We start from the raw sequence: 18,410 nt of genomic DNA on the forward strand, positions 1-18,410 counted from the left end.
GGCGGGATTTTCCCGCCCGATTTATTTGTACTCCTTTCGGCTGGAATGACACCGTGACCACTCTGGAAAACACCATCGGCAATACGCCGCTGATTAAGTTGCAGCGCCTGACGCCGGATAACGGCAGCGAAATCTGGCTCAAGCTGGAAGGCAACAATCCGGCAGGTTCGGTGAAAGATCGCGCGGCCTGGTCGATGATCCACCACGCTGAGTTGCGGGGTGAAATCCAGCCCGGCGACACCCTGATCGAGGCCACCAGCGGCAATACCGGCATTGCGCTGGCGATGATTGCCGCGCTGAAAGGCTACCGGTTACGCCTGCTGATGCCGGAGAACATGAGCCAGGAGCGTCAGGATGCGATGCGCGCCTACGGGGCTGAGCTGGTTTTGGTGACACGCGAGCAGGGCATGGAGGGCGCACGCGATCTGGCGCAGGCCATGGCGCAGCGCGGTGAAGGCAAAGTGCTGGATCAGTTTAATAATCCCGACAACCCGCTCGGCCATTATCTCACCACCGGTCCGGAGATCTGGCAGCAAAGCCACGGTCGTATGACACATTTTGTCTCCAGCATGGGCACCACCGGCACCATCAGCGGCGTCGGGCGCTATCTGAAAGAGTTTGCTCCGGCGGTGAAAGTGATTGGTTTGCAGCCGCAGGAGGGCAGCAGTATTCCCGGTATTCGTCGCTGGCCGGCGGCCTATCTGCCGGGGATTTTTCGTCCGGAACTGGTGGATGAAGTGATAGATATGGCGCAGCAGGAGGCAGAAGAGACCATGCGCGCGCTGGCGCAGCGCGAAGGCATTTTCTGCGGCGTCAGTTCAGGTGGGGCTGTGGCTGGCGCATTGCGCATCGCGACGGCGCAGCCGGGCAGTGTGGTTGTCGCCATTGTCTGCGATCGCGGCGATCGCTATCTCTCCACCGGCGTTTTTCACCGCTAGTTCCCCCCGCCTGTTTCTGGCTTCGTGCGCCTTGTGACGCGGCGTACGGGCCATTTTTGTCTATAGTCTCCCTAAGCATGTTCTGACGCGGTCACTGTAAGGATCGCGTAAAACCGGCTGCTTTCCCGCGGCACTCAGGACAAAATAGCGGCAATTTTGTACGAGAGAAAAAGATGAAAATCCTGCTTGTTGATGACGATGTTGAACTTGGCACCATGCTGAGCCAGTACCTGATTGCCGAAGGTTTTGAAACCCAGCTGGTGCTGACCGGCAGCGCCGGGATTGAAGGGGCGTTATCCGGACACTACACCGCGATGATTCTCGACATCATGCTGCCGGATATGAGCGGTATTGATGTGCTGCGTCAGGTGCGGCAGAACAGCCGCCTGCCGGTGATTATGCTGACGGCGAAGGGCGACAATATCGATCGCGTTATCGGCCTGGAGATGGGCGCGGACGACTACGTGCCCAAACCCTGCTATCCGCGCGAGCTGGTGGCGCGTCTGCGCGCGGTGCTGCGTCGCTTTGAAGATCAGGCACCGGTGCCGGATAAGAAAGAGGTCCTGCGCTGGGGCGATCTCAGCCTGAACCCGGCTACGCGTATCACGGAGTGGCAGGGCAAAGCTTTTGATCTCACCGCGTCGGAGTTCAATCTGCTGGATCTGCTGCTGCGCGCACCGGACCGCGTGGTGTCCAAAGATGAGCTGTCGGAAAAGGGGCTGGGCCGTCCGCGTGAAGCTTACGATCGCAGCGTGGATGTGCACATCAGCAACATCCGCCAGAAGCTGGCTGCGCTAACCGCAGACAGCGTGAATATTGAAACCGTGCGCAGCATTGGTTATCGCATTCGATGAAACACAGCTACCGTGGCCGCATGTTCTGGAAGATCCTGCTGGGCTTCTGGATTGTGTTTGTGATTATCAGCCAGCTGCTGTGGCTGGGCTTTACCTTGTCAGGAAACCGTCACGAGCCGCCGGAGATTGTGGCGGTGCGTCGGATCGTTAATCTGCAAATGGCTTCGGCGGTGTCGGTACTGGAGCGCGGCGGCCCCAGCTCGCTCGACGATATGATGGCCGACTGGGAGCCGAACGATCGCCAGTTTTTCTCAGTGATTCAGCACGCCAGACCGGCCACTACGCCGGACAATGCGCCGCCGGAGACCTTTAATCAGCCGTTTCACGGCCCGTTTCCGCAGGTGATTGTGCGCTGGGTGAAGGGCGCTGACGGTAAAGAGTACGAACTGCGCTATGACGTCAAAGGACTGCGCGAAGACAGTTCAATGGGTGGCGGAGGCCCGCGTCGTATTCTGAATATCCCCGAGCCGATGTTTACCTTTGCCGGCGCGCTGGGGCTGCTGTTCAGTCTGCTGCTGGCGTGGAACCTGACGCGGCCAATGCGTCAGCTGCGCGAGGGGTTTGCCCGCGTGTCGCGCGGTGATTTGTCGGTGCGGCTCTATCCGGTGATGCGCCGCCGCCATGATGAGCTGTCGATTGTGGCCCAGGATTTTGATGCGATGGTGGAACGGCTGGATACGCTGGTGAAAGCGCGCGAGGAGCTGCTGCACGATATCTCCCACGAGCTGCGCTCCCCGCTGGCGCGCCTGCAATTAGCCACCGGTCTGGCGCGTCAGACGCCGGAGTCGGTAGCATCCTCACTCAATCGCATCGACGAGGAGGCGCGCCGTCTGGATAAGATGATCGGCGAACTGCTGACGCTGTCGCGCGCTGAACATGAGAGCATGCCTGGCGAGCAGTATTTTGACCTGACCGGCCTGCTGCATGCGGTGGTAACCGATGTGCGCTACGAAGCGCAGATCCCCGGTGTGCACGTAGATTTTCTGGTGGATGAGAACGCAGATTACACCGTGCGCGGTAATGCTGAGCTGATCCGCCGCGGCGTGGAGAATGTGCTGCGCAACGCGCTGCGTTTCTCGCATCAGGGGCAGCACATTAGCGTGCAGTTGCAGGCGGAGAATCAGTGGCTGGCAATTCGCGTGCGCGATCAGGGGCCGGGCGTGGATGATGAGAAGCTGTCGAGTATCTTCGATCCGTTCGTTCGGGTGAATTCACCGCTAATGGGCAAAGGCTACGGGCTGGGGCTGTCGATCGTGCGCAAAGTGGTTCTGGCCCATCACGGCGAAGTTCAGGCAGTGAATCGTCCGGAAGGCGGGCTGGAAGTGACACTGCGGCTGCCGCGCTGGAAGCAGGCGTAAATCATCATGCCAGGCGCAGGCGGTCAGGACGACCGGACAGATCGCAAAGACGGCATAAACCGTCCCTGGGCCTCGTCCCGCGCCATCCATGGCGCGGGACGCTTCGCTCCTCTGCCCGGTCGTCCCGCCCTCAAACAGGCACGGTGCGCTTTGCCAGAAGCGCTCGCCTGCAAATCATTCATCAGCGTGTGAAACAAACAAAAACGGCACCCATTGGGTGCCGTTTTCACGCAATCAGCGCGGTTTACTTCCTGATGCGGATAACCGGCGTTTCGCCCACGGTAACCTGACCGGAGAGTTTCACCAGGTCTTTGATCTCATCCATATTCGAGATCACGACCGGGGTCAGCGTGGATTTGGCTTTCTCTTCCAGCAGCGGCAGATCAAACTCGATCACCACATCGCCTTTTTTCACTTTCTGGCCTTCTTCAGCGATGCGTTTGAAGCCTTCACCTTTCAGTTCTACCGTGTCGATACCGAAGTGCACGAACAGTTCGATGCCGTTATCAGACTCGATAGAAAATGCGTGGTTGGTTTCGAAAATCTTGCCGATAGTACCATCCACTGGTGCAACCATTTTGTTGCCAGTAGGTTTGATGGCGATACCATCACCGACGATTTTCTCTGCGAATACCACATCAGGTACGTCTTCGATATTCACGATTTCGCCTGACAGAGGCGCAACGATATCGATAGTCCCTGACGCGCTCTCTGATTTATCGCCAAAAAGTTTAGAAAACAAACCCATGATCTTCTCCTAAGCAGTAATTTGGGGCCAGCGTCTCGTGGCTCAGCAGAGCGTTTTTTCTTTGATGAACTTGTTCACCAGGTTCATCAAATCTTCCGCTGTGGGTTGAGCCAGAGCCTGCTCTGCCAGTGCCTTCGCATCTTCGAAATTGGTATTGCGAATGATCTTCTTGATGCTTGGGATTGAAATGGCACTCATGCTGAATTCGTCCAGCCCCATTCCCAGTAACAGTAGTGTAGCACGTTCATCACCAGCCAGCTCACCACACATGCCGGTCCATTTCCCTTCGGCATGTGATGCGTCGATCACTTGCTTAATGAGGCCCAGTACAGATGGCGTCATTGGGTTATAGAGGTGTGAAATCAAATCATTACCACGATCGACCGCCAGAGTATACTGCGTCAGGTCATTTGTCCCAATACTAAAGAAGTCGACTTCTTTCGCCAGATGGCGGGCAATCACTGCGGAAGCCGGGGTTTCCACCATGATGCCCACTTCAATGGACTCATCAAAGGCTTTACCTTCTTCACGCAGCTGTGCCTTCAGCATCTCCAGCTCAGCCTTCAGGAAGCGCACTTCTTCAACCGAAATGATCATCGGGAACATGATGCGCAGTTTGCCGAAGGAAGACGCACGCAGAATGGCGCGCAGCTGGGCATGCAGAATCTCTTTGCGGTCCATGGCGATACGAATCGCACGCCATCCGAGGAACGGGTTCTCTTCTTTTGGCAGGTTCATGTACGGCAGATCTTTGTCGCCGCCGATGTCCATGGTACGCACGATCACGGCCTGGGAACCCATTGCTTCCGCCACGGCTTTGTAAGCCTGGAACTGCTCTTCTTCGCTTGGCAGCGAATCGCGGTCCATGAACAGGAATTCAGTACGGTACAGACCTACACCTTCTGCGCCGTTGCGCTCAGCACCGGCGACATCACGCACGGTACCGATGTTGGCGCACACTTCAACCTGATGGCCGTCCAGCGTAATCGCTGGCAGATCTTTCAGTTTCGCCAGCTCGTGCTTCTCAGACAGATACTGCGTCTGAATCGCTTTCAGCTCTTCCTGCACGTCGTCGGTCGGATTGACGTAAATCTTGTTGTTCACGCCATCGATAATCAGGAAATCACCGTTTTTCACGGTAGCGGTCACATTGCCGGTGCCGACAATCGCAGGCAGCTCCAGCGAACGCGCCATGATCGAGGTGTGTGAAGTACGGCCACCCAGATCGGTAATGAAGCCCAGCACCTTTTTCAGGTTCAGCTGTGCGGTTTCGGATGGCGTCAGATCTTTCGCCACCAGAATGGATTCGTCAGCAATGGCGCTCAGGTCAACGATATGCAGACCCAGAATGTTCTGCAGCAGACGCTTGCCGATGTCACGTACGTCAGCCGCGCGCTCTTTCAGATATTCGTCGTCGAGCTCTTCCAGCGCTTTCGCCTGGCCTTCAACCACAGAGTGGGCGGCGGCGTCAGCGGTTACGTGATCTTTTTTAATCAGGTCGATGATTTCCTGCTCAAGCTCTTCGTCTTCGAGCAGCATGATGTGACCTTCAAAGATCGCCGCTTTCTCTTCACCGAAGGTTTCACCGGCTTTCACACGGATGGCTTCAAGCTGCCCGGCTGCTTTGCTGCGACCGTCGAGGAAGCGCTGAACTTCCTGCTCAACCTGGTCGTCAGTAATCTTTTTACGGCTGATGACGATCTCGTCTTCCTTCAGCAGCAGTGCTTTGCCGAAAGCGATACCCGGTGATGCTAAAATGCCTGAAATCATAACCCTACCTTTTAATCACGATGGCTCATTGACCCAATGCGTTGCCACTGTCGCGGAGCAGTACTCTAAGGAAGCAATAACGCGGACAGGTTGTCCGCGATCAACATAATTGCACTCAATGGGGCAAAGGAGTCGGTTTAATGGCTTGCCGGAGCGGAATTACTCCAGTTCAGCCATCAGTTTGACCAGATGCTCAACCGCCTGCTGCTCGTCTTCACCTTCTGCAGAAAGCGTAACAACCGTACCCTGAGTCAGACCCAGAGTCTGCAGTTTGAACAGGCTTTTCGCGCTGGCAGATTTGCCGTTAGAAGTAACAGTGATTTCAGACTGGAAAGCCTTCGCTTCTTTCACGAACTGAGCTGCAGGACGGGTATGGAGGCCGTTAGGTGCGGTAATGGTAACTTCTTGCTGGAACATTCTATTTCCCCAACTTTATCAGGTTTGGTGTTATGGATCTAAAGTCTAGCCTGGAGCCGTAACTTTAGCCTGTGTAGGTGCGCTGGTACGGCATCACGCTGACCAAAAAATGCGCTTGAATGAAAAAGTCATTTTTTCGATGACGGATCAAAACTGCTGCAATACGTCACTCTGCTGATTATGCCGTGATTCGCCGTTTCACCAAATCAGTAAATCGATTCAGCTTGATCCACTTCAAAGGCAGATTAATTTCAGGCACCGAAATAATTGGCTGCTTAAATACCAGAGCCGCATCACTGAAATCAATCTGCCCGGTGGTAAAAGTGAGATCTGCGCCACAAAAAAGCACCCATTTGGGTGCTTTTTTCATCATTTTCAGACTCTGTCGTTTACTGTTGCAGCTCTTTTTCGGTGAACAGATCGGCAAACAGTGCGGTACTGAGATAGCGTTCGCCGGAAGAGGGCAGAATCACCACAATATTTTTATTGGCGAAGGCTTCATCTTCCTGCAGCTTAAGGGCAGCCGCCACTGCTGCACCGGAAGAGATACCGGCCAGAATGCCTTCCTCTTCCATCAGTTGACGCGCGGTGCTGATCGCTTCTTCATTGGTGATGGCCACCACGCGGTCAATCAGTTTCAGGTCAAGGTTGCCCGGAATAAAACCGGCACCGATGCCCTGAATCTTGTGCGGGCCCGGTTTGATCTCTTCGCCCGCCAGCGCCTGCGCGATGACCGGGGAATCTGTTGGCTCAACGGCCACGGTGATCAAATCCTGCTTGCCTTTGGTGTTCTTGATGTAGCGGCTCACGCCGGTCAGCGTACCGCCGGTGCCCACGCCGGCAATGAAAACGTCTACGGCGCCGTCAGTGTCTTCCCAGATCTCCGGGCCAGTAGTCTTTTCGTGAATTTCCGGGTTGGCCGGGTTGCTGAACTGCTGCAGCAGCACATATTTGTCCGGATCGCTGGCAACAATCTCTTCTGCTTTAGCGATGGCGCCCTTCATGCCTTTTGGCCCTTCGGTCAGTACCAGATTGGCGCCCAGCGCTTTCAGCAGCTTGCGGCGTTCAATCGACATGGTCTCAGGCATGGTCAGCGTCAGCTTGTAGCCGCGCGCAGCGGCGACATAGGCCAGCGCAATGCCGGTGTTGCCGCTGGTTGGCTCTACCAGCTCAACGCCCGGTTTCAGAATACCGCGTTTTTCTGCGTCCCAAATCATATTGGCACCGATACGGCATTTAACGCTGAAGCTCGGGTTACGCGACTCGACCTTCGCCAGAATGCGTCCATTACCGATGCGGTTCAGTCGAACCAGCGGCGTATGACCAATTGTCAGAGAGTTGTCTTCATAGATCTTACTCATAGCCCGTCCTTAACTGTATGAAATATTGGGAACCCTCAGAGCATACCTGTTCTGACCCCCGGCGGAAGGAAAGAAATCGTATATCTATATAGCCTGCGACCATAAGCCTGATGCAAAAATGCATAAGGCTTTTTGATGCATTATAGATGACGCGCATGCTGGCTGCGGTAGCGATCGACCCACATGGCGGTCGCGCCGCATACCGCGACCGGCATGATGGCGAGATTGAGGATCGGAATCATGGTGAACAGACTGACCAGCGCGCCAAACTGCATATTGGCGGTTTTATGCTGACGCAGCGCGTTACGCATCTGAGGAAAACTGACTTTGTGGTTGTCGAACGGATAGTCGCAATATTGTATTGATAGCATCCAGGCGCTAAACAGAAACCACAACACCGGCGCCACGGTCTGGCCAAAGCCGGGGATAAAATAGAGCAGCAGCAGGCCCAGCGCGCGCGGCAAATAGTAGCCGAGCTTCTGTAACTCGCGCTTCATGATGCGCGGGATGTCTTTCATCATGCCGAGCCAGCCACTGTCCGGCAGCGGTTTTCCGGTCAGACGCCCTTCCAGCTGCTCCGCCAGCAGGCCGCAAAACGGCGCGGCAATCCAGTTGGCGATGGTGGAGAAGAAATAGCTGAATACCAGCACAATCGAAATCACCGCCAGCGGCCACAGCAGATAGCTCAGCCACTGCAGCCAGTCCGGCACGTGCGACATCAGCTGTGGAATCCACTGGCCGAGGCGCTGAAACAGCCAGATAAACGCACCGCCCAGCAGCACAATGTTCACCAGCAGCGGGATGATGACGTAGCGGCGGATACCGGGCAGACGCACCAGTTTCCAGCCCTGGGCAAAATAATGAATACCATTCATGGATGAGACCGAATTCTCAGCGGGCATAGCGAGCCTTTCTCCTTTATGTAGCGGCGCCAACATCATAACCTGGCTTTTTATCGGTGACAGGCGCACTTTGCGCGAAAAAACAGCAAAAAAGCGTGGGGCAGCTATCTTATTTGTCAGAAAATACTGCACAGACTTGCACTTGTGTAGCTGGGCAAATACAGTTAGAGGATAAAGTTTGCCGTGGTGGCAAGGTATTGGAACAACAGAGAATACAATGATGCAGGATTTGCGTCTGATATTAATCGTTGTTGGCGCGATCGCCATAATAGCGCTGCTTCTTCACGGACTGTGGACCAGCCGTAAAGAGCGCTCTTCCGTGTTTCGCGATCGCCCGCACAAACGTCTGAAACAGCGTGAAGAAGCGGATGACGATGATCTGCTGAACAGCGAAGACGATGGCGTCGGCGAAGTACGCGTGCGTCGTCAGCGTGATGCCGAAGACGAGCCGCAGTTCGATGCGCCGGTCACCAAACCTGCTGCTCCGCGTGCGCCGGAACCGGTGCGTCAGCCGTTCCCACGCCAGGAAACGCCGTTAAGCGGCGATCCGCTGCTGGACGATGCGCCGGTACGTCAGTCTGCACCTGCGCCACAACCGCAGGCGCCGGTGGTGCATCCCGTGCCACAGCCACAACCGATTCAGGCCGATCCGCTGCTGGATAATGAACCGCTGTCCGCCACCCAGCCGGCACCGGAGTTTACCGCCGCCGAGCCGGAGGTTAAACAACCTGAACCTGCGCCTGTGCAGGAAGCTGCACCGCAACCGCAGCCCGCTGCGCCGGGCAGTAAAAAAGAAGCGGTGCTGGTGTTGCACGTTGCCGCGCATGCCGGTGGCGCACTGAACGGTGAAGCGCTGCTGCAGGGCATTCTGCAGGCCGGCTTCCAGTTTGGTGAAATGAACATTTTCCATCGCCATCTCAGCCCGGCCGGCAGCGGTCCGGTGCTGTTCAGCCTGGCAAACATGGTCAAACCGGGTTCGTTCAATCCGGATGAAATGGGCGATTTCACCACGCCGGGCGTCTCAATCTTTATGATGGTGCCGTCCTACGGTGACGCCAATCAGAACTTTAAGCTGATGCTGCAATCGGCACAGCGCATCGCCGATGATGTCGGTGGCGTGGTGCTGGATGATGAGCGTCGCATGATGACACCACAAAAGCTGGAAACCTATAAAGCACGCATCCGCGAGGTTATTGGCTAAGCGCCGCCAGCAGTATCACCCTTTAACTAAATAACCCCCGCTTGCCGGGGGTTTTTTATCGGACGAGAGAATATGACATCGGTTCAGGAGCAGATCACCGCGCTGCGCACCACGTTACGCCACCACGAATACCTCTATCACGTGATGGATACGCCGGAAATCCCGGATGCAGAATATGACCGATTGATGCGCGAACTGCGTGAGCTGGAGAGTGCACATCCAGATTTAATCACCCCGGATTCTCCCACCCAGCGCGTGGGCGCGGCACCGCTTGCCACCTTTGAACAGGTGCGCCACGAAGTGCCGATGCTGTCGCTCGATAACACCTTTGATGAAGCCGGATTTCTTGCCTTCAATAAGCGCGTGCAGGATCGCCTGAAAAGCACTGACGATCTCACCTATTGCTGCGAGCTGAAGCTGGATGGTCTGGCAGTAAGTTTACTGTATGAAAACGGCCTGCTGGTGCGTGCCGCCACGCGCGGCGATGGCACCACCGGCGAAAACATCACGGCGAACGTGCGCACCATTCACGCCATTCCGCTGCGCCTGCATGGCGACAATATTCCGGCGCGGGTAGAAGTGCGCGGCGAAGTTTTCATGACTGAAAGCGGCTTTGAGAAGCTGAATGAGGAAGCGCGACGCACCGGCGGCAAAGTGTTCGCCAACCCGCGTAATGCGGCAGCCGGCTCGCTGCGCCAGCTCGATCCGCGTATCACCGCGAAACGTCCGCTGACCTTCTTCTGCTACGGCTTTGGCCTGCTGGAGGGCGGCGAAATGCCTGCCAGCCACTGGCAGCGTCTGCAACAGTTTAAGGCCTGGGGATTACCGGTCAGCGATCGGATTCGTCTGGTGCACACCGCGGATGAGGTGCTGGCATTTTATCGCCAGGTTGAGCAGGACCGCCCGTCACTCGGCTTTGATATTGACGGCGTGGTGATCAAAGTCGATTCGCAGGCGCTGCAGGAGCAGCTGGGCTTTGTGGCGCGCGCACCGCGTTGGGCGGTGGCATTCAAGTTCCCGGCGCAGGAGCAGATGACGATCGTGCGCGACGTTGAGTTTCAGGTTGGACGTACCGGCGCGATTACGCCGGTGGCGCGCCTCGAACCGGTGCAGGTCGCGGGTGTGATAGTCAGTAATGCGACGCTGCACAACGCCGATGAAATCGCCCGGCTGGGGCTGCGTATCGGTGACAAAGTGGTGATTCGCCGCGCCGGTGACGTGATTCCGCAGGTGGTCAACGTGGTGGAATCCGAACGTCCGGCGGATGCGCGCGAGATTGTGTTCCCCAGCCACTGTCCGGTTTGCGGCTCTGACGTAGAGCGTGTGGAAGGCGAAGCCGTAACGCGCTGTACCGGCGGGCTGATTTGCGGCGCGCAGCGTAAAGAGGCGCTGAAGCACTTTGTCTCACGCCGTGCGATGGACGTGGACGGCATGGGCGATAAAATCATCGACCAGCTGGTGGAAAAAGAGTACGTCAAAACCCCGGCCGACCTGTTCCGTCTCACCGCCGGCAAGCTGACCGGACTGGACCGCATGGGGCCCAAATCGGCGCAAAACGTGGTGGACGCGCTGGAAAAAGCCAAATTCACCACGCTGCCGCGCTTCCTGTATGCGCTCGGCATCCGCGAAGTGGGCGAGGCGACGGCGGCCAACCTGGCGAACCACTTTGGCGAGCTGGAAAAGGTCATGAACGCTGACCTTGATGCGCTGATTGCGGTACAGGACGTCGGCAAAGTGGTGGCAGCGCACGTGCGCAACTTCATGGAAGAGGAGAGTAACCGTGAAGTGATCCGCCAACTGACGGAGGAGGTGGGCGTGCACTGGCCGGCGGTGGTGGTGGTCAAAGCCGAAGAGATCGACAGCCCGTTCGCCGGAAAAACCGTGGTACTGACTGGCTCGCTATCGCAGATGAACCGTGACGATGCCAAAGCGCGGCTGACGGCGCTGGGAGCCAAAGTCAGCGGCAGCGTATCGAAAAAAACCGATCTGCTGATCGCCGGTGAGGCCGCCGGTTCCAAGCTGGCAAAAGCGCAGGAGCTGGGGATTGCGGTGATCGATGAAGCCGAAATGATTCGCTTACTGGGCGCCTGAGATGGATAAGCAGCAGCTGGTTGAGATTGCCAATACCGCGATGCCGTTTGGCAAATACAAAGGGCGGATGCTGATCGATGTGCCGGAAGAGTATCTGCTGTGGTTTGCGCGTAAAAATGAGTTTCCCGCCGGCAAACTGGGTGAGCTGATGCAGCTGACGCTGGCGATCAAAATCGAAGGCTTACAGGGCTTAGTTAAACCGCTCAAGCGCAGTGAATAAGTGACAGGCCCGCAATTGCGGGCCTGATGTTTTATGACTTCTGCGCTTCTATCTGTTGCTTCGCCAGCTTCTTCTCATTGCCGGCTTTATAGCGCTGGGCAATGAACGAGCACACCATCAGCTGGACCTGATGGAAGATCATCAGCGGCAGGACAATAATCCCCACCGCGCTGGCCGGGAACAGAATGTTAGCCATCGGCACGCCGTTTGCCAGGCTCTTTTTCGAGCCGCAAAACAGCACCACAATCTCATCCGCACGGCTAAAGCCAAACAGCCGGGAAGCGCCAAGGTTGATCGCCAGTGCGACGAACAGAATCAGCAGGCTGCCAGCCAAAATCCACAGCAGAGTATCAACGCCGACGCGGTGCCAGATGCCGTTAACCACCGCTTCACTGAACGCCGAATAGACCACCAGCAGAATCGAGGTTTGATCGGTTTTGCCAATCAGGCTGCGATGCTTCTCCACCCAGCCACCAATCCAGCGGCGTGCCAGGTGTCCCAGTACAAAGGGCACCAGCAGCTGCAGCATGATTTTACCAATCTGCTCGAGGCCGTTACCCGGCGCATCGCTGTGCACATTCATCACCAGGTTAACCAGCAGCGGCGAAATAAAGACGCCCAGCAGACTGGAGGCGGAGGCAGCACACACCGCCGCGGCAACATTACCGCCCGCCATGGAGGTGAAAGCAATCGCGGACTGCACCGTCGCCGGCAGGATACACAGGTAGAGGAAACCGGTGTAAATCTCCGCGCCGACATTAACCGGATGCCACCACACCAGCAGCAGGCCAAGGATCGGGAAAATCACGAAGGTACTGCACATAATCCACAGATGCAGCCGCCAGTGGCTGCTGCCGGCGATGATCTTCTCGCGCGACAGTTTGGCACCGTGCATGAAGAACAGCAGGGCGATGGCCGCGGTGGTCAGGTATTCGAAGAAATCGACAAACCCGCCTTTGGCCGGGAAGAAGCTGGCCAGCAGCACGGTGATGATGAGTTTGACCATCATCGGGTCAAGTCGTAAAAAGCCCATTGTTACAATCCGGTTAAATGTAATAAATGATGCTGCTGATTGTGCGTCAGACGCGTTTAGAAATAAAATTGATTTATTGCATTAATCTATGAGCACAATCGATGAATTACACCTTACGACAGTTGCGCACCTTTGTGGCGGTGGCGCAGCACGGCAGTTTCAGCCAGGCAGGGCAGGCGATTGGGCTGAGCCAGTCGGCTGTCAGTCACAGTATTAAAGAGCTGGAAGCGGAGATGGGCGTACGGCTGCTGGATCGCACCACGCGAGAGGTGTTACTGAGCGAAGCCGGACAGCAACTGGCAACGCGGCTGGAACGACTGCTGGAGGAGCTCAATACCACCCTGCTCGATGTGCGCAGCTATGGCGAGCAGCGCAGCGGCACGGTGCGCGTGGCGGCCAGCCAGACGCCCTCGGCGCATCTGATGCCGCAATGTCTGGCCAGCAGCCAACTGCGCTACCCCGACATTCGGGTGATTCTGCACGACCGCGTGCAGCAGTGGGTATTGCAGAGCGTGCGCAATGCGGAAGTCGATTTTGGCATCGTCATCGGTCCGCTGCAGGATGCGGATTTCGATAGCGAGGAGATTCTGCAGGAGCCGTTTTTACTGTTGTGCCATCAGGATGATGCGCTGGCGCAGGTGCCGCAGGCTCAGTGGTCAATGCTGGCTGGTCGCGCTATGGTGCTGCAGGATTACGCGTCGGGCAGCCGTTTGCTGGTCGATGCCGCATTGCAGCGGCTGGCGCTGAACGTGCAGGTGGTGCAGGAGATTGGCCATCCGGCCACGCTTTATCCGATGGTGGAAGCGGGCATTGGCATCAGTATCTTACCGGCACTGGCGCTGCCGCTGCCGTCCGGACGTAAGCTAACGGTGCGCCGGCTCTATCCGGAGATCAATCGCAGCCTGATGCTGATTAAACGCAAAAACCGGTCACTCACCCCGGCAGCGGAGGCTATCTGGCAGGAAGTGCGTCAGCAGGCGGCGCTGCTGACGCAGGATCGCGCGCTTAATCCGGCGTTTTAAACATAAACGTCAAGTTGGTTGCTGTCGGTTGGACGGTTGATACCATCCGCTTTCACTGCAGTAACCTCCTGTTTCTCCTGCTTCTGCTCCGCTTTCTCCTTTTCCTGCTTCTGCAACTGCTGGATTTGCGCCTGCAGCAGCTGAATCTGCGCGTTAATCGTCTCCTGCTTATCCTTTCTTTGCTTCTCGGTCAGGCTTTTGTCCTTCGCGATGTCTTTCAGTTCATCGTTCAAACTGGCGATTTGTTTGGTCAGGCTGGCGATTTTCGAGGCGCTATCGCTACTGCCGGATGCGCTTCCGGAGCCGGAAGTACTGCTGCTGCCAATATTGGTATTGGTCGAAATGGTGGTCATAACGTTCTCCTTGCAAATGTGCCCTTTCGTTATCGGAACGCAGCCGCTGCGGCTTGAGGGTGAGAGGTGTTAAATTTGCGAAAAGGTTTCGTCAGGAACGAGGGCGGAAGGGGATAGGGCGGGCACGGCCTCAGGCTGAGCGGGTTCTTTCTTCACAGCTGAAGCGAAAAAGCGCTCTGAGAACGTAAGAGCGGTCAGGTAAGGCAATCGCAAATCGCACATTATTCGTAGCGGCGCGATTCATCGCGCAATAAATTGCGCCGCTACCACATGTGCAACTTTGATTGAATGCAGTTACAGCTTAACTGGCAGCCTGGGGAGTGGGATGTGAAGAAACGAAAAAAGCGCCCTGATGGCGTAAGGGCAACCAGGTAAGGCAACCGCAAGTCGCACCCTATTCGTAGCGGCGCGATTTATCGCGTAATAAATTGCGCCGCTACCAAACGTGCAACCATGGTTTAACGCAGTTGCAGCTTAACTGGTAGCCTGGGAAGTGGGATATGAAGAAACGAAAAAAGGCGCCGTGAGAACGTAAGAGCGCTCAGATATAGCAATCGCAAATCGCACATTATTCGTAGCGGCGCGATTCATCGCGCAATAAATTGCGCCGCTACCAAACGTGCAACCGTAGTTGAATGCAGTTTCAGCTTCACTGTCAGCCTGGGGAGTGGGATGTGAAGAAACGAAAAAAGCGCCCTGAGGGCGCTCTTTTCTGAATTTGGTGGGTCGTGCAGGATTCGAACCTGCGACCAATTGATTAAAAGTCAACTGCTCTACCAACTGAGCTAACGACCCGAAGTGGTGGGTGATGACGGGCTCGAACCGCCGACCCCCTCCTTGTAAGGGAGATGCTCTACCAACTGAGCTAATCACCCACTTCGGTACTGCTTAACAAGAGTGTCATCTGACTAAGATATGGTGGGTGATGACGGGCTCGAACCGCCGACCCCCTCCTTGTAAGGGAGATGCTCTACCAACTGAGCTAATCACCCATATCTTATCTCTTGTTCACTGCGGGCCATCTCATTAAGAGTGGTGGGTGATGACGGGCTCGAACCGCCGACCCCCTCCTTGTAAGGGAGATGCTCTACCAACTGAGCTAATCACCCCCGCTGTGTGGAGTCGCATTATAGGGATCCTTCGAAGTGAGTCAACGCTTTTTAAAACATAAATGTGCGTTCGCTTTAAATTTAGACATCATGCAGCGCTTTTAGCCAATGTGCTGGTTTTATTAGCAGAAAAACGCACTTCTGCCCGCGCCGCCAGCGTGACAGTGATTGAGGAATCAGCCTCACCTGCTAGAATATGCGCACTGTTTTTCCGCGTTAACCCGTTTTTTTGTCATCCAGACAACGAAACCTGCGCATTTAAGGCAATGCTGAATGAAAATCAAAACTCGCTTCGCACCCAGCCCGACGGGCTACCTGCACGTCGGTGGTGCGCGTACTGCGCTTTACTCATGGCTTTATGCTCGCCATAACCAGGGCGAATTCGTCCTGCGTATCGAAGATACCGACCTGGAGCGCTCCACGCCGGAAGCGATCGAAGCCATTATGGATGGGATGAACTGGCTGAATCTCGACTGGGATGAGGGCCCGTACTACCAGACCAAACGTTTCGACCGTTATAACGACGTTATCGACGAAATGCTGGAAGCCGGTACTGCTTATAAATGCTATTGCTCGAAAGAGCGTCTGGAAGCGCTGCGTGAAGAGCAGATGGAAAAAGGCGAGAAGCCCCGTTATGACGGCCGCTGCCGCGACAGCCATGAACATCATGCTGTCGATGAGCCGTGCGTGGTGCGCTTCCGCAACCCGCAGGACGGTTCGGTGATTTTTGACGATCAGATTCGTGGTCCGATCGAATTCAGCAACCAGGAACTGGATGATCTGATCATCCGCCGTACCGACGGTTCACCGACCTACAACTTCTGTGTGGTGGTCGACGACTGGGATATGGGCATCACGCACGTTATTCGTGGTGAAGACCATATCAATAACACGCCGCGTCAGATCAACATCCTGAAAGCGATTGGTGCGGAAGTGCCAACTTATGCGCACGTATCCATGATCCTTGGCGATGACGGTAAAAAGCTGTCCAAGCGTCACGGCGCAGTGGGCGTCATGCAGTATCGCGACGACGGCTACCTGCCGGAAGCGCTGCTTAATTATCTGGTGCGCCTCGGCTGGTCACATGGCGATCAGGAGATTTTCAGCGTGGCGGAAATGACCGAACTGTTCACCCTCGATGCGGTAAGCAAGTCGGCCAGCGCCTTCAACACCGAGAAACTGCAGTGGCTCAACCACCACTACATTAATACGCTGCCGCCGGAATATGTCGCGACCCAGCTGCAGTGGCACATTGAGCAGCAGAATATCGATACCCGCACCGGACCGGAGCTGGCGAAGCTGGTGACGCTGCTGGGTGAGCGTTGCAAAACGCTGGTCGAAATCGCCGCGTCCTGCCGCTACTTCTATGAAGAGTTTGACGCGTTTGATGCGGATGCAGCGAAAAAGCATCTGCGTCCGGTGGCGCGTCAGCCGCTGGAAGTGGTACGCGACAAGCTGGCGGCCATCAGCGACAGCGACTGGAATGCGGAAAACGTGCATCACGCCATCCAGGCTGCTGCGGATGAACTCGAGCTCGGCATGGGCAAAGTCGGTATGCCGCTGCGCGTTGCCGTAACCGGTGCCGGTCAGTCGCCTGGACTCGACGTGACGGTGGAAGCCATCGGCCGCAGCCGCAGCGTGGCGCGTATCGAAAAAGCGCTGGCGTTCATCGCGGAGCGTGAAGCACAGGCCTGATTGAGCTGAACAGCGGCCTGTCAGGCTGCTGTGATGAGGCAGGCAACAAAAAAGCCGGAAGCATCTCACTGCTTCCGGCTTTTCTATTCTTCCTGGATTCCTAACCGCTGTAATACGCCCCTGATCCCTTCCCGCAATAACAGCGCCGCCAGTTGTTCCTGTTCGGTGGCCGTCATTTGCTGGACAGAATTTATTAATAACGCAGGTAACGTATTTTGCTGAGCGCCGTAATTCGCCGCCGGTTCGTTTGCATGGCGGGTGGACTGAATGAAGCTTTTGACACGCTCATCAATGTGGATTAATCGCGCCTTACCGCCCTGTACACCGGGCTTGGGCGTGGTCGTCCAGTTTTCACGCTTGATCCATTTATTCACCGTCTGCCGACTGTAGCCCGTTTCCAGCGCGAGCTCTTCGGGAGTGAGCCATTCCTTTTTCACGATGCTGTCCCTGTTAAATACATTAGCTCTACATATTACAACAAAACGTTACGGGGAAAAGTAATCAAGGCAGAAAATGCCTTTTGCTGTGCGACAAAAGGCAAAATCGGTTTACTGCGCTTCGCTGACCGCCGCCTGTGCCGGACGGAAGGCGAGGAAATAGGTGAGGCCGACAAAGATCGCACCGCCCACACCATTGCCTAAAAATACCGCAACCACGTTAGGTGCAAATTCTGCCCAGCTCATCTGACCGGCAAAAATTGCGGCAGGCACGATAAACATGTTGGCCACCACGTGCTGGAAACCGATTGCCACGAAGGCCATCACCGGGAACCACATGCCGAAGATTTTGCCGACCATATCTTTACTGGCGAAGGCCAGCCATACCGCCAGACACACCAGCCAGTTGCAGCCGATGCCGGAGATGAACGCGTGCATGAAATCGGCGTTCACTTTGGCATGCGCGATCGCCACGGTTTTCTTCAGATAGTCGCCTTCGGTCATGCCGAGCAGATGGCCGAAGAACCATGCTACCGCAACGCTGCCAATAAAATTGGCGATGGTGACCCAAAACCAGTTACGCAGCACGCTGAAACCGCTAATGCGGCGCGCGAACCAGGCAATGGGCAGGGTCATCATGTTGCCGGTCAGCAGTTCGCCACCCGCCAGCACGGTCAGAATCAGTCCGACCGGGAATACCGCCGCACCGAGGAAGCCGGCAAACGAGCCCCATTCAGCAGGCAGCTGGTTAATAACGTGCAGATCGAGCAGGAAGCCGGTCGCGATAAACGCGCCAGCCATAAAGCCAAGAATTAATAAGGTGGAAACCGGCAGACGGCTTTTAGCCACGCCGGCCTGAATCGCCAGTTGCGCGATCTCTTTAGGTGTATGCAGCGACATA

At 56.1% G+C, this 18,410-nt stretch carries 18 protein-coding genes and 4 tRNA genes; 8 read left to right on the forward strand and 14 right to left on the reverse strand.

Annotated features, from left to right (window positions below):
* The first annotated feature begins 53 nt into the window (after window positions 1-53).
* The 3 genes from cysM (at window position 54) to AC6I8F_RS05870 (ending at window position 3,150) form a co-directional block, all read left to right on the forward strand.
* Window positions 54-938: a cysteine synthase CysM gene (gene cysM, locus AC6I8F_RS05860; RefSeq protein ID WP_058758351.1), complete on the forward strand. Its 885-nt coding sequence runs from the start codon at window positions 54-56 to the stop codon at window positions 936-938.
* Window positions 939-1,111: 173 nt separating this feature from the next.
* The gene (locus tag AC6I8F_RS05865) at window positions 1,112-1,792 is read left to right on the forward strand and encodes a response regulator transcription factor (RefSeq protein ID WP_021508079.1); all 681 of its coding nucleotides are present in this window, start codon (window positions 1,112-1,114) and stop codon (window positions 1,790-1,792) included.
* A complete protein-coding gene (locus AC6I8F_RS05870) occupies window positions 1,789-3,150 on the forward strand; it encodes an ATP-binding protein (protein ID WP_021508080.1) in 1,362 nt (453 codons plus the stop codon). Before AC6I8F_RS05865 ends, AC6I8F_RS05870 begins: the two co-directional genes overlap by 4 nt.
* 244 nt (window positions 3,151-3,394) lie before the next feature.
* Here the strand turns inward: AC6I8F_RS05870 and crr are convergent, their stop codons facing one another.
* From crr to cysZ, 6 genes are all read right to left on the reverse strand, one after another.
* Window positions 3,395-3,898, reverse strand: coding sequence for a PTS glucose transporter subunit IIA (crr, locus tag AC6I8F_RS05875; RefSeq protein ID WP_010617547.1), 504 nt, complete (start codon window positions 3,896-3,898; stop codon window positions 3,395-3,397).
* A 42-nt stretch (window positions 3,899-3,940) separates the two neighbouring features.
* Window positions 3,941-5,668: a phosphoenolpyruvate-protein phosphotransferase PtsI gene (gene ptsI / locus AC6I8F_RS05880; RefSeq protein ID WP_021508081.1), complete on the reverse strand. Its 1,728-nt coding sequence runs from the start codon at window positions 5,666-5,668 to the stop codon at window positions 3,941-3,943.
* A gap of 159 nt (window positions 5,669-5,827) precedes the next feature.
* Complete coding sequence (ptsH, locus tag AC6I8F_RS05885; RefSeq protein ID WP_007889063.1) at window positions 5,828-6,085, reverse strand: phosphocarrier protein Hpr; 258 nt, start codon at window positions 6,083-6,085, stop codon at window positions 5,828-5,830.
* 178 nt (window positions 6,086-6,263) lie between these two features.
* On the reverse strand, window positions 6,264-6,458 hold the full coding sequence (locus tag AC6I8F_RS05890) for a hypothetical protein (RefSeq protein ID WP_021508082.1): 195 nt from the start codon (window positions 6,456-6,458) through the stop codon (window positions 6,264-6,266).
* A gap of 16 nt (window positions 6,459-6,474) precedes the next feature.
* Entirely contained in the window at window positions 6,475-7,446 is a 972-nt protein-coding gene (gene cysK / locus AC6I8F_RS05895; RefSeq protein ID WP_021508083.1) for a cysteine synthase A, read from the reverse strand.
* A 140-nt stretch (window positions 7,447-7,586) separates the two neighbouring features.
* Window positions 7,587-8,348, reverse strand: a complete 762-nt coding sequence (gene cysZ, locus AC6I8F_RS05900; protein ID WP_058781776.1) for a sulfate transporter CysZ — start codon at window positions 8,346-8,348, stop codon at window positions 7,587-7,589.
* Window positions 8,349-8,565: 217 nt separating this feature from the next.
* Here cysZ and zipA point away from each other — a divergent pair, with 217 nt between their 5' ends.
* The 3 genes from zipA to AC6I8F_RS05915 all read left to right on the forward strand — a co-directional run bounded on the left by zipA (window position 8,566) and on the right by AC6I8F_RS05915 (window position 11,860).
* Complete coding sequence (zipA, locus tag AC6I8F_RS05905) at window positions 8,566-9,549, forward strand: cell division protein ZipA (protein WP_498028616.1); 984 nt, start codon at window positions 8,566-8,568, stop codon at window positions 9,547-9,549.
* Between the two features lie 72 nt (window positions 9,550-9,621).
* Window positions 9,622-11,640, forward strand: a complete 2,019-nt coding sequence (gene ligA / locus AC6I8F_RS05910) for an NAD-dependent DNA ligase LigA (RefSeq protein WP_058781777.1) — start codon at window positions 9,622-9,624, stop codon at window positions 11,638-11,640.
* A gap of 1 nt (window position 11,641) precedes the next feature.
* Window positions 11,642-11,860 carry a DUF3820 family protein gene (locus AC6I8F_RS05915; protein ID WP_021508087.1) on the forward strand — a complete coding sequence of 73 codons (219 nt, stop codon included), beginning with the start codon at window positions 11,642-11,644 and terminating at the stop codon, window positions 11,858-11,860.
* A 31-nt stretch (window positions 11,861-11,891) separates the two neighbouring features.
* On the opposite strand, the gene AC6I8F_RS05920 is transcribed toward AC6I8F_RS05915, so the two are convergent.
* Window positions 11,892-12,893 (reverse strand): bile acid:sodium symporter family protein, encoded by a 1,002-nt coding sequence (locus AC6I8F_RS05920; protein WP_021508088.1) that lies wholly within the window; start codon window positions 12,891-12,893, stop codon window positions 11,892-11,894.
* Between the two features lie 101 nt (window positions 12,894-12,994).
* Here AC6I8F_RS05920 and AC6I8F_RS05925 point away from each other — a divergent pair, with 101 nt between their 5' ends.
* Complete coding sequence (locus tag AC6I8F_RS05925; protein ID WP_021508089.1) at window positions 12,995-13,915, forward strand: LysR family transcriptional regulator; 921 nt, start codon at window positions 12,995-12,997, stop codon at window positions 13,913-13,915.
* On the opposite strand, the gene AC6I8F_RS05930 is transcribed toward AC6I8F_RS05925, so the two are convergent.
* From AC6I8F_RS05930 to AC6I8F_RS05950, 5 genes are all read right to left on the reverse strand, one after another.
* On the reverse strand, window positions 13,912-14,268 hold the full coding sequence (locus AC6I8F_RS05930; RefSeq protein WP_021508090.1) for a FlxA-like family protein: 357 nt from the start codon (window positions 14,266-14,268) through the stop codon (window positions 13,912-13,914). The genes AC6I8F_RS05925 and AC6I8F_RS05930 overlap by 4 nt on opposite strands.
* A 719-nt stretch (window positions 14,269-14,987) precedes the next feature.
* A tRNA-Lys gene (locus tag AC6I8F_RS05935) sits at window positions 14,988-15,063 on the reverse strand.
* A gap of 4 nt (window positions 15,064-15,067) precedes the next feature.
* Window positions 15,068-15,143: transfer RNA gene (locus AC6I8F_RS05940), tRNA-Val, on the reverse strand.
* A 41-nt stretch (window positions 15,144-15,184) separates the two neighbouring features.
* Window positions 15,185-15,260, reverse strand: a tRNA-Val gene (locus AC6I8F_RS05945).
* Window positions 15,261-15,301: 41 nt separating this feature from the next.
* Window positions 15,302-15,377: transfer RNA gene (locus AC6I8F_RS05950), tRNA-Val, on the reverse strand.
* A 273-nt stretch (window positions 15,378-15,650) separates the two neighbouring features.
* Between AC6I8F_RS05950 and gltX the strand changes: the two genes are divergently transcribed.
* Complete coding sequence (gltX, locus tag AC6I8F_RS05955) at window positions 15,651-17,072, forward strand: glutamate--tRNA ligase (RefSeq protein WP_021508239.1); 1,422 nt, start codon at window positions 15,651-15,653, stop codon at window positions 17,070-17,072.
* Between the two features lie 83 nt (window positions 17,073-17,155).
* Here the strand turns inward: gltX and AC6I8F_RS05960 are convergent, their stop codons facing one another.
* Together AC6I8F_RS05960 and AC6I8F_RS05965 are read right to left on the reverse strand one after the other, a co-directional pair.
* Window positions 17,156-17,509 carry a YfeC-like transcriptional regulator gene (locus tag AC6I8F_RS05960; RefSeq protein WP_058758359.1) on the reverse strand — a complete coding sequence of 118 codons (354 nt, stop codon included), beginning with the start codon at window positions 17,507-17,509 and terminating at the stop codon, window positions 17,156-17,158.
* Window positions 17,510-17,620: 111 nt separating this feature from the next.
* Window positions 17,621-18,409 (reverse strand): formate/nitrite transporter family protein, encoded by a 789-nt coding sequence (locus AC6I8F_RS05965; RefSeq protein ID WP_021508241.1) that lies wholly within the window; start codon window positions 18,407-18,409, stop codon window positions 17,621-17,623.
* Window position 18,410 lies beyond the last annotated feature (1 nt).

The organism is gamma proteobacterium symbiont of Axiagastus rosmarus (assembly GCF_059730925.1).

Coding starts and splice junctions, on each gene's coding strand:
- AC6I8F_RS05865 (WP_021508079.1), top strand. CDS start 1,112: ATGAAAATCCTGCTTGTTGATGACGATGTTGAACTTGGCACCATGCTG.
- AC6I8F_RS05870 (WP_021508080.1), top strand. CDS start 1,789: ATGAAACACAGCTACCGTGGCCGCATGTTCTGGAAGATCCTGCTGGGC.
- crr (WP_010617547.1), bottom strand. CDS start 3,898: ATGGGTTTGTTTTCTAAACTTTTTGGCGATAAATCAGAGAGCGCGTCA.
- ptsI (WP_021508081.1), bottom strand. CDS start 5,668: ATGATTTCAGGCATTTTAGCATCACCGGGTATCGCTTTCGGCAAAGCA.
- ptsH (WP_007889063.1), bottom strand. CDS start 6,085: ATGTTCCAGCAAGAAGTTACCATTACCGCACCTAACGGCCTCCATACC.
- AC6I8F_RS05890 (WP_021508082.1), bottom strand. CDS start 6,458: ATGATGAAAAAAGCACCCAAATGGGTGCTTTTTTGTGGCGCAGATCTC.
- cysK (WP_021508083.1), bottom strand. CDS start 7,446: ATGAGTAAGATCTATGAAGACAACTCTCTGACAATTGGTCATACGCCG.
- cysZ (WP_058781776.1), bottom strand. CDS start 8,348: ATGCCCGCTGAGAATTCGGTCTCATCCATGAATGGTATTCATTATTTT.
- zipA (WP_498028616.1), top strand. CDS start 8,566: ATGATGCAGGATTTGCGTCTGATATTAATCGTTGTTGGCGCGATCGCC.
- ligA (WP_058781777.1), top strand. CDS start 9,622: ATGACATCGGTTCAGGAGCAGATCACCGCGCTGCGCACCACGTTACGC.
- AC6I8F_RS05915 (WP_021508087.1), top strand. CDS start 11,642: ATGGATAAGCAGCAGCTGGTTGAGATTGCCAATACCGCGATGCCGTTT.
- AC6I8F_RS05920 (WP_021508088.1), bottom strand. CDS start 12,893: ATGGGCTTTTTACGACTTGACCCGATGATGGTCAAACTCATCATCACC.
- AC6I8F_RS05925 (WP_021508089.1), top strand. CDS start 12,995: ATGAATTACACCTTACGACAGTTGCGCACCTTTGTGGCGGTGGCGCAG.
- AC6I8F_RS05930 (WP_021508090.1), bottom strand. CDS start 14,268: ATGACCACCATTTCGACCAATACCAATATTGGCAGCAGCAGTACTTCC.
- gltX (WP_021508239.1), top strand. CDS start 15,651: ATGAAAATCAAAACTCGCTTCGCACCCAGCCCGACGGGCTACCTGCAC.
- AC6I8F_RS05965 (WP_021508241.1), bottom strand. CDS start 18,409: ATGTCGCTGCATACACCTAAAGAGATCGCGCAACTGGCGATTCAGGCC.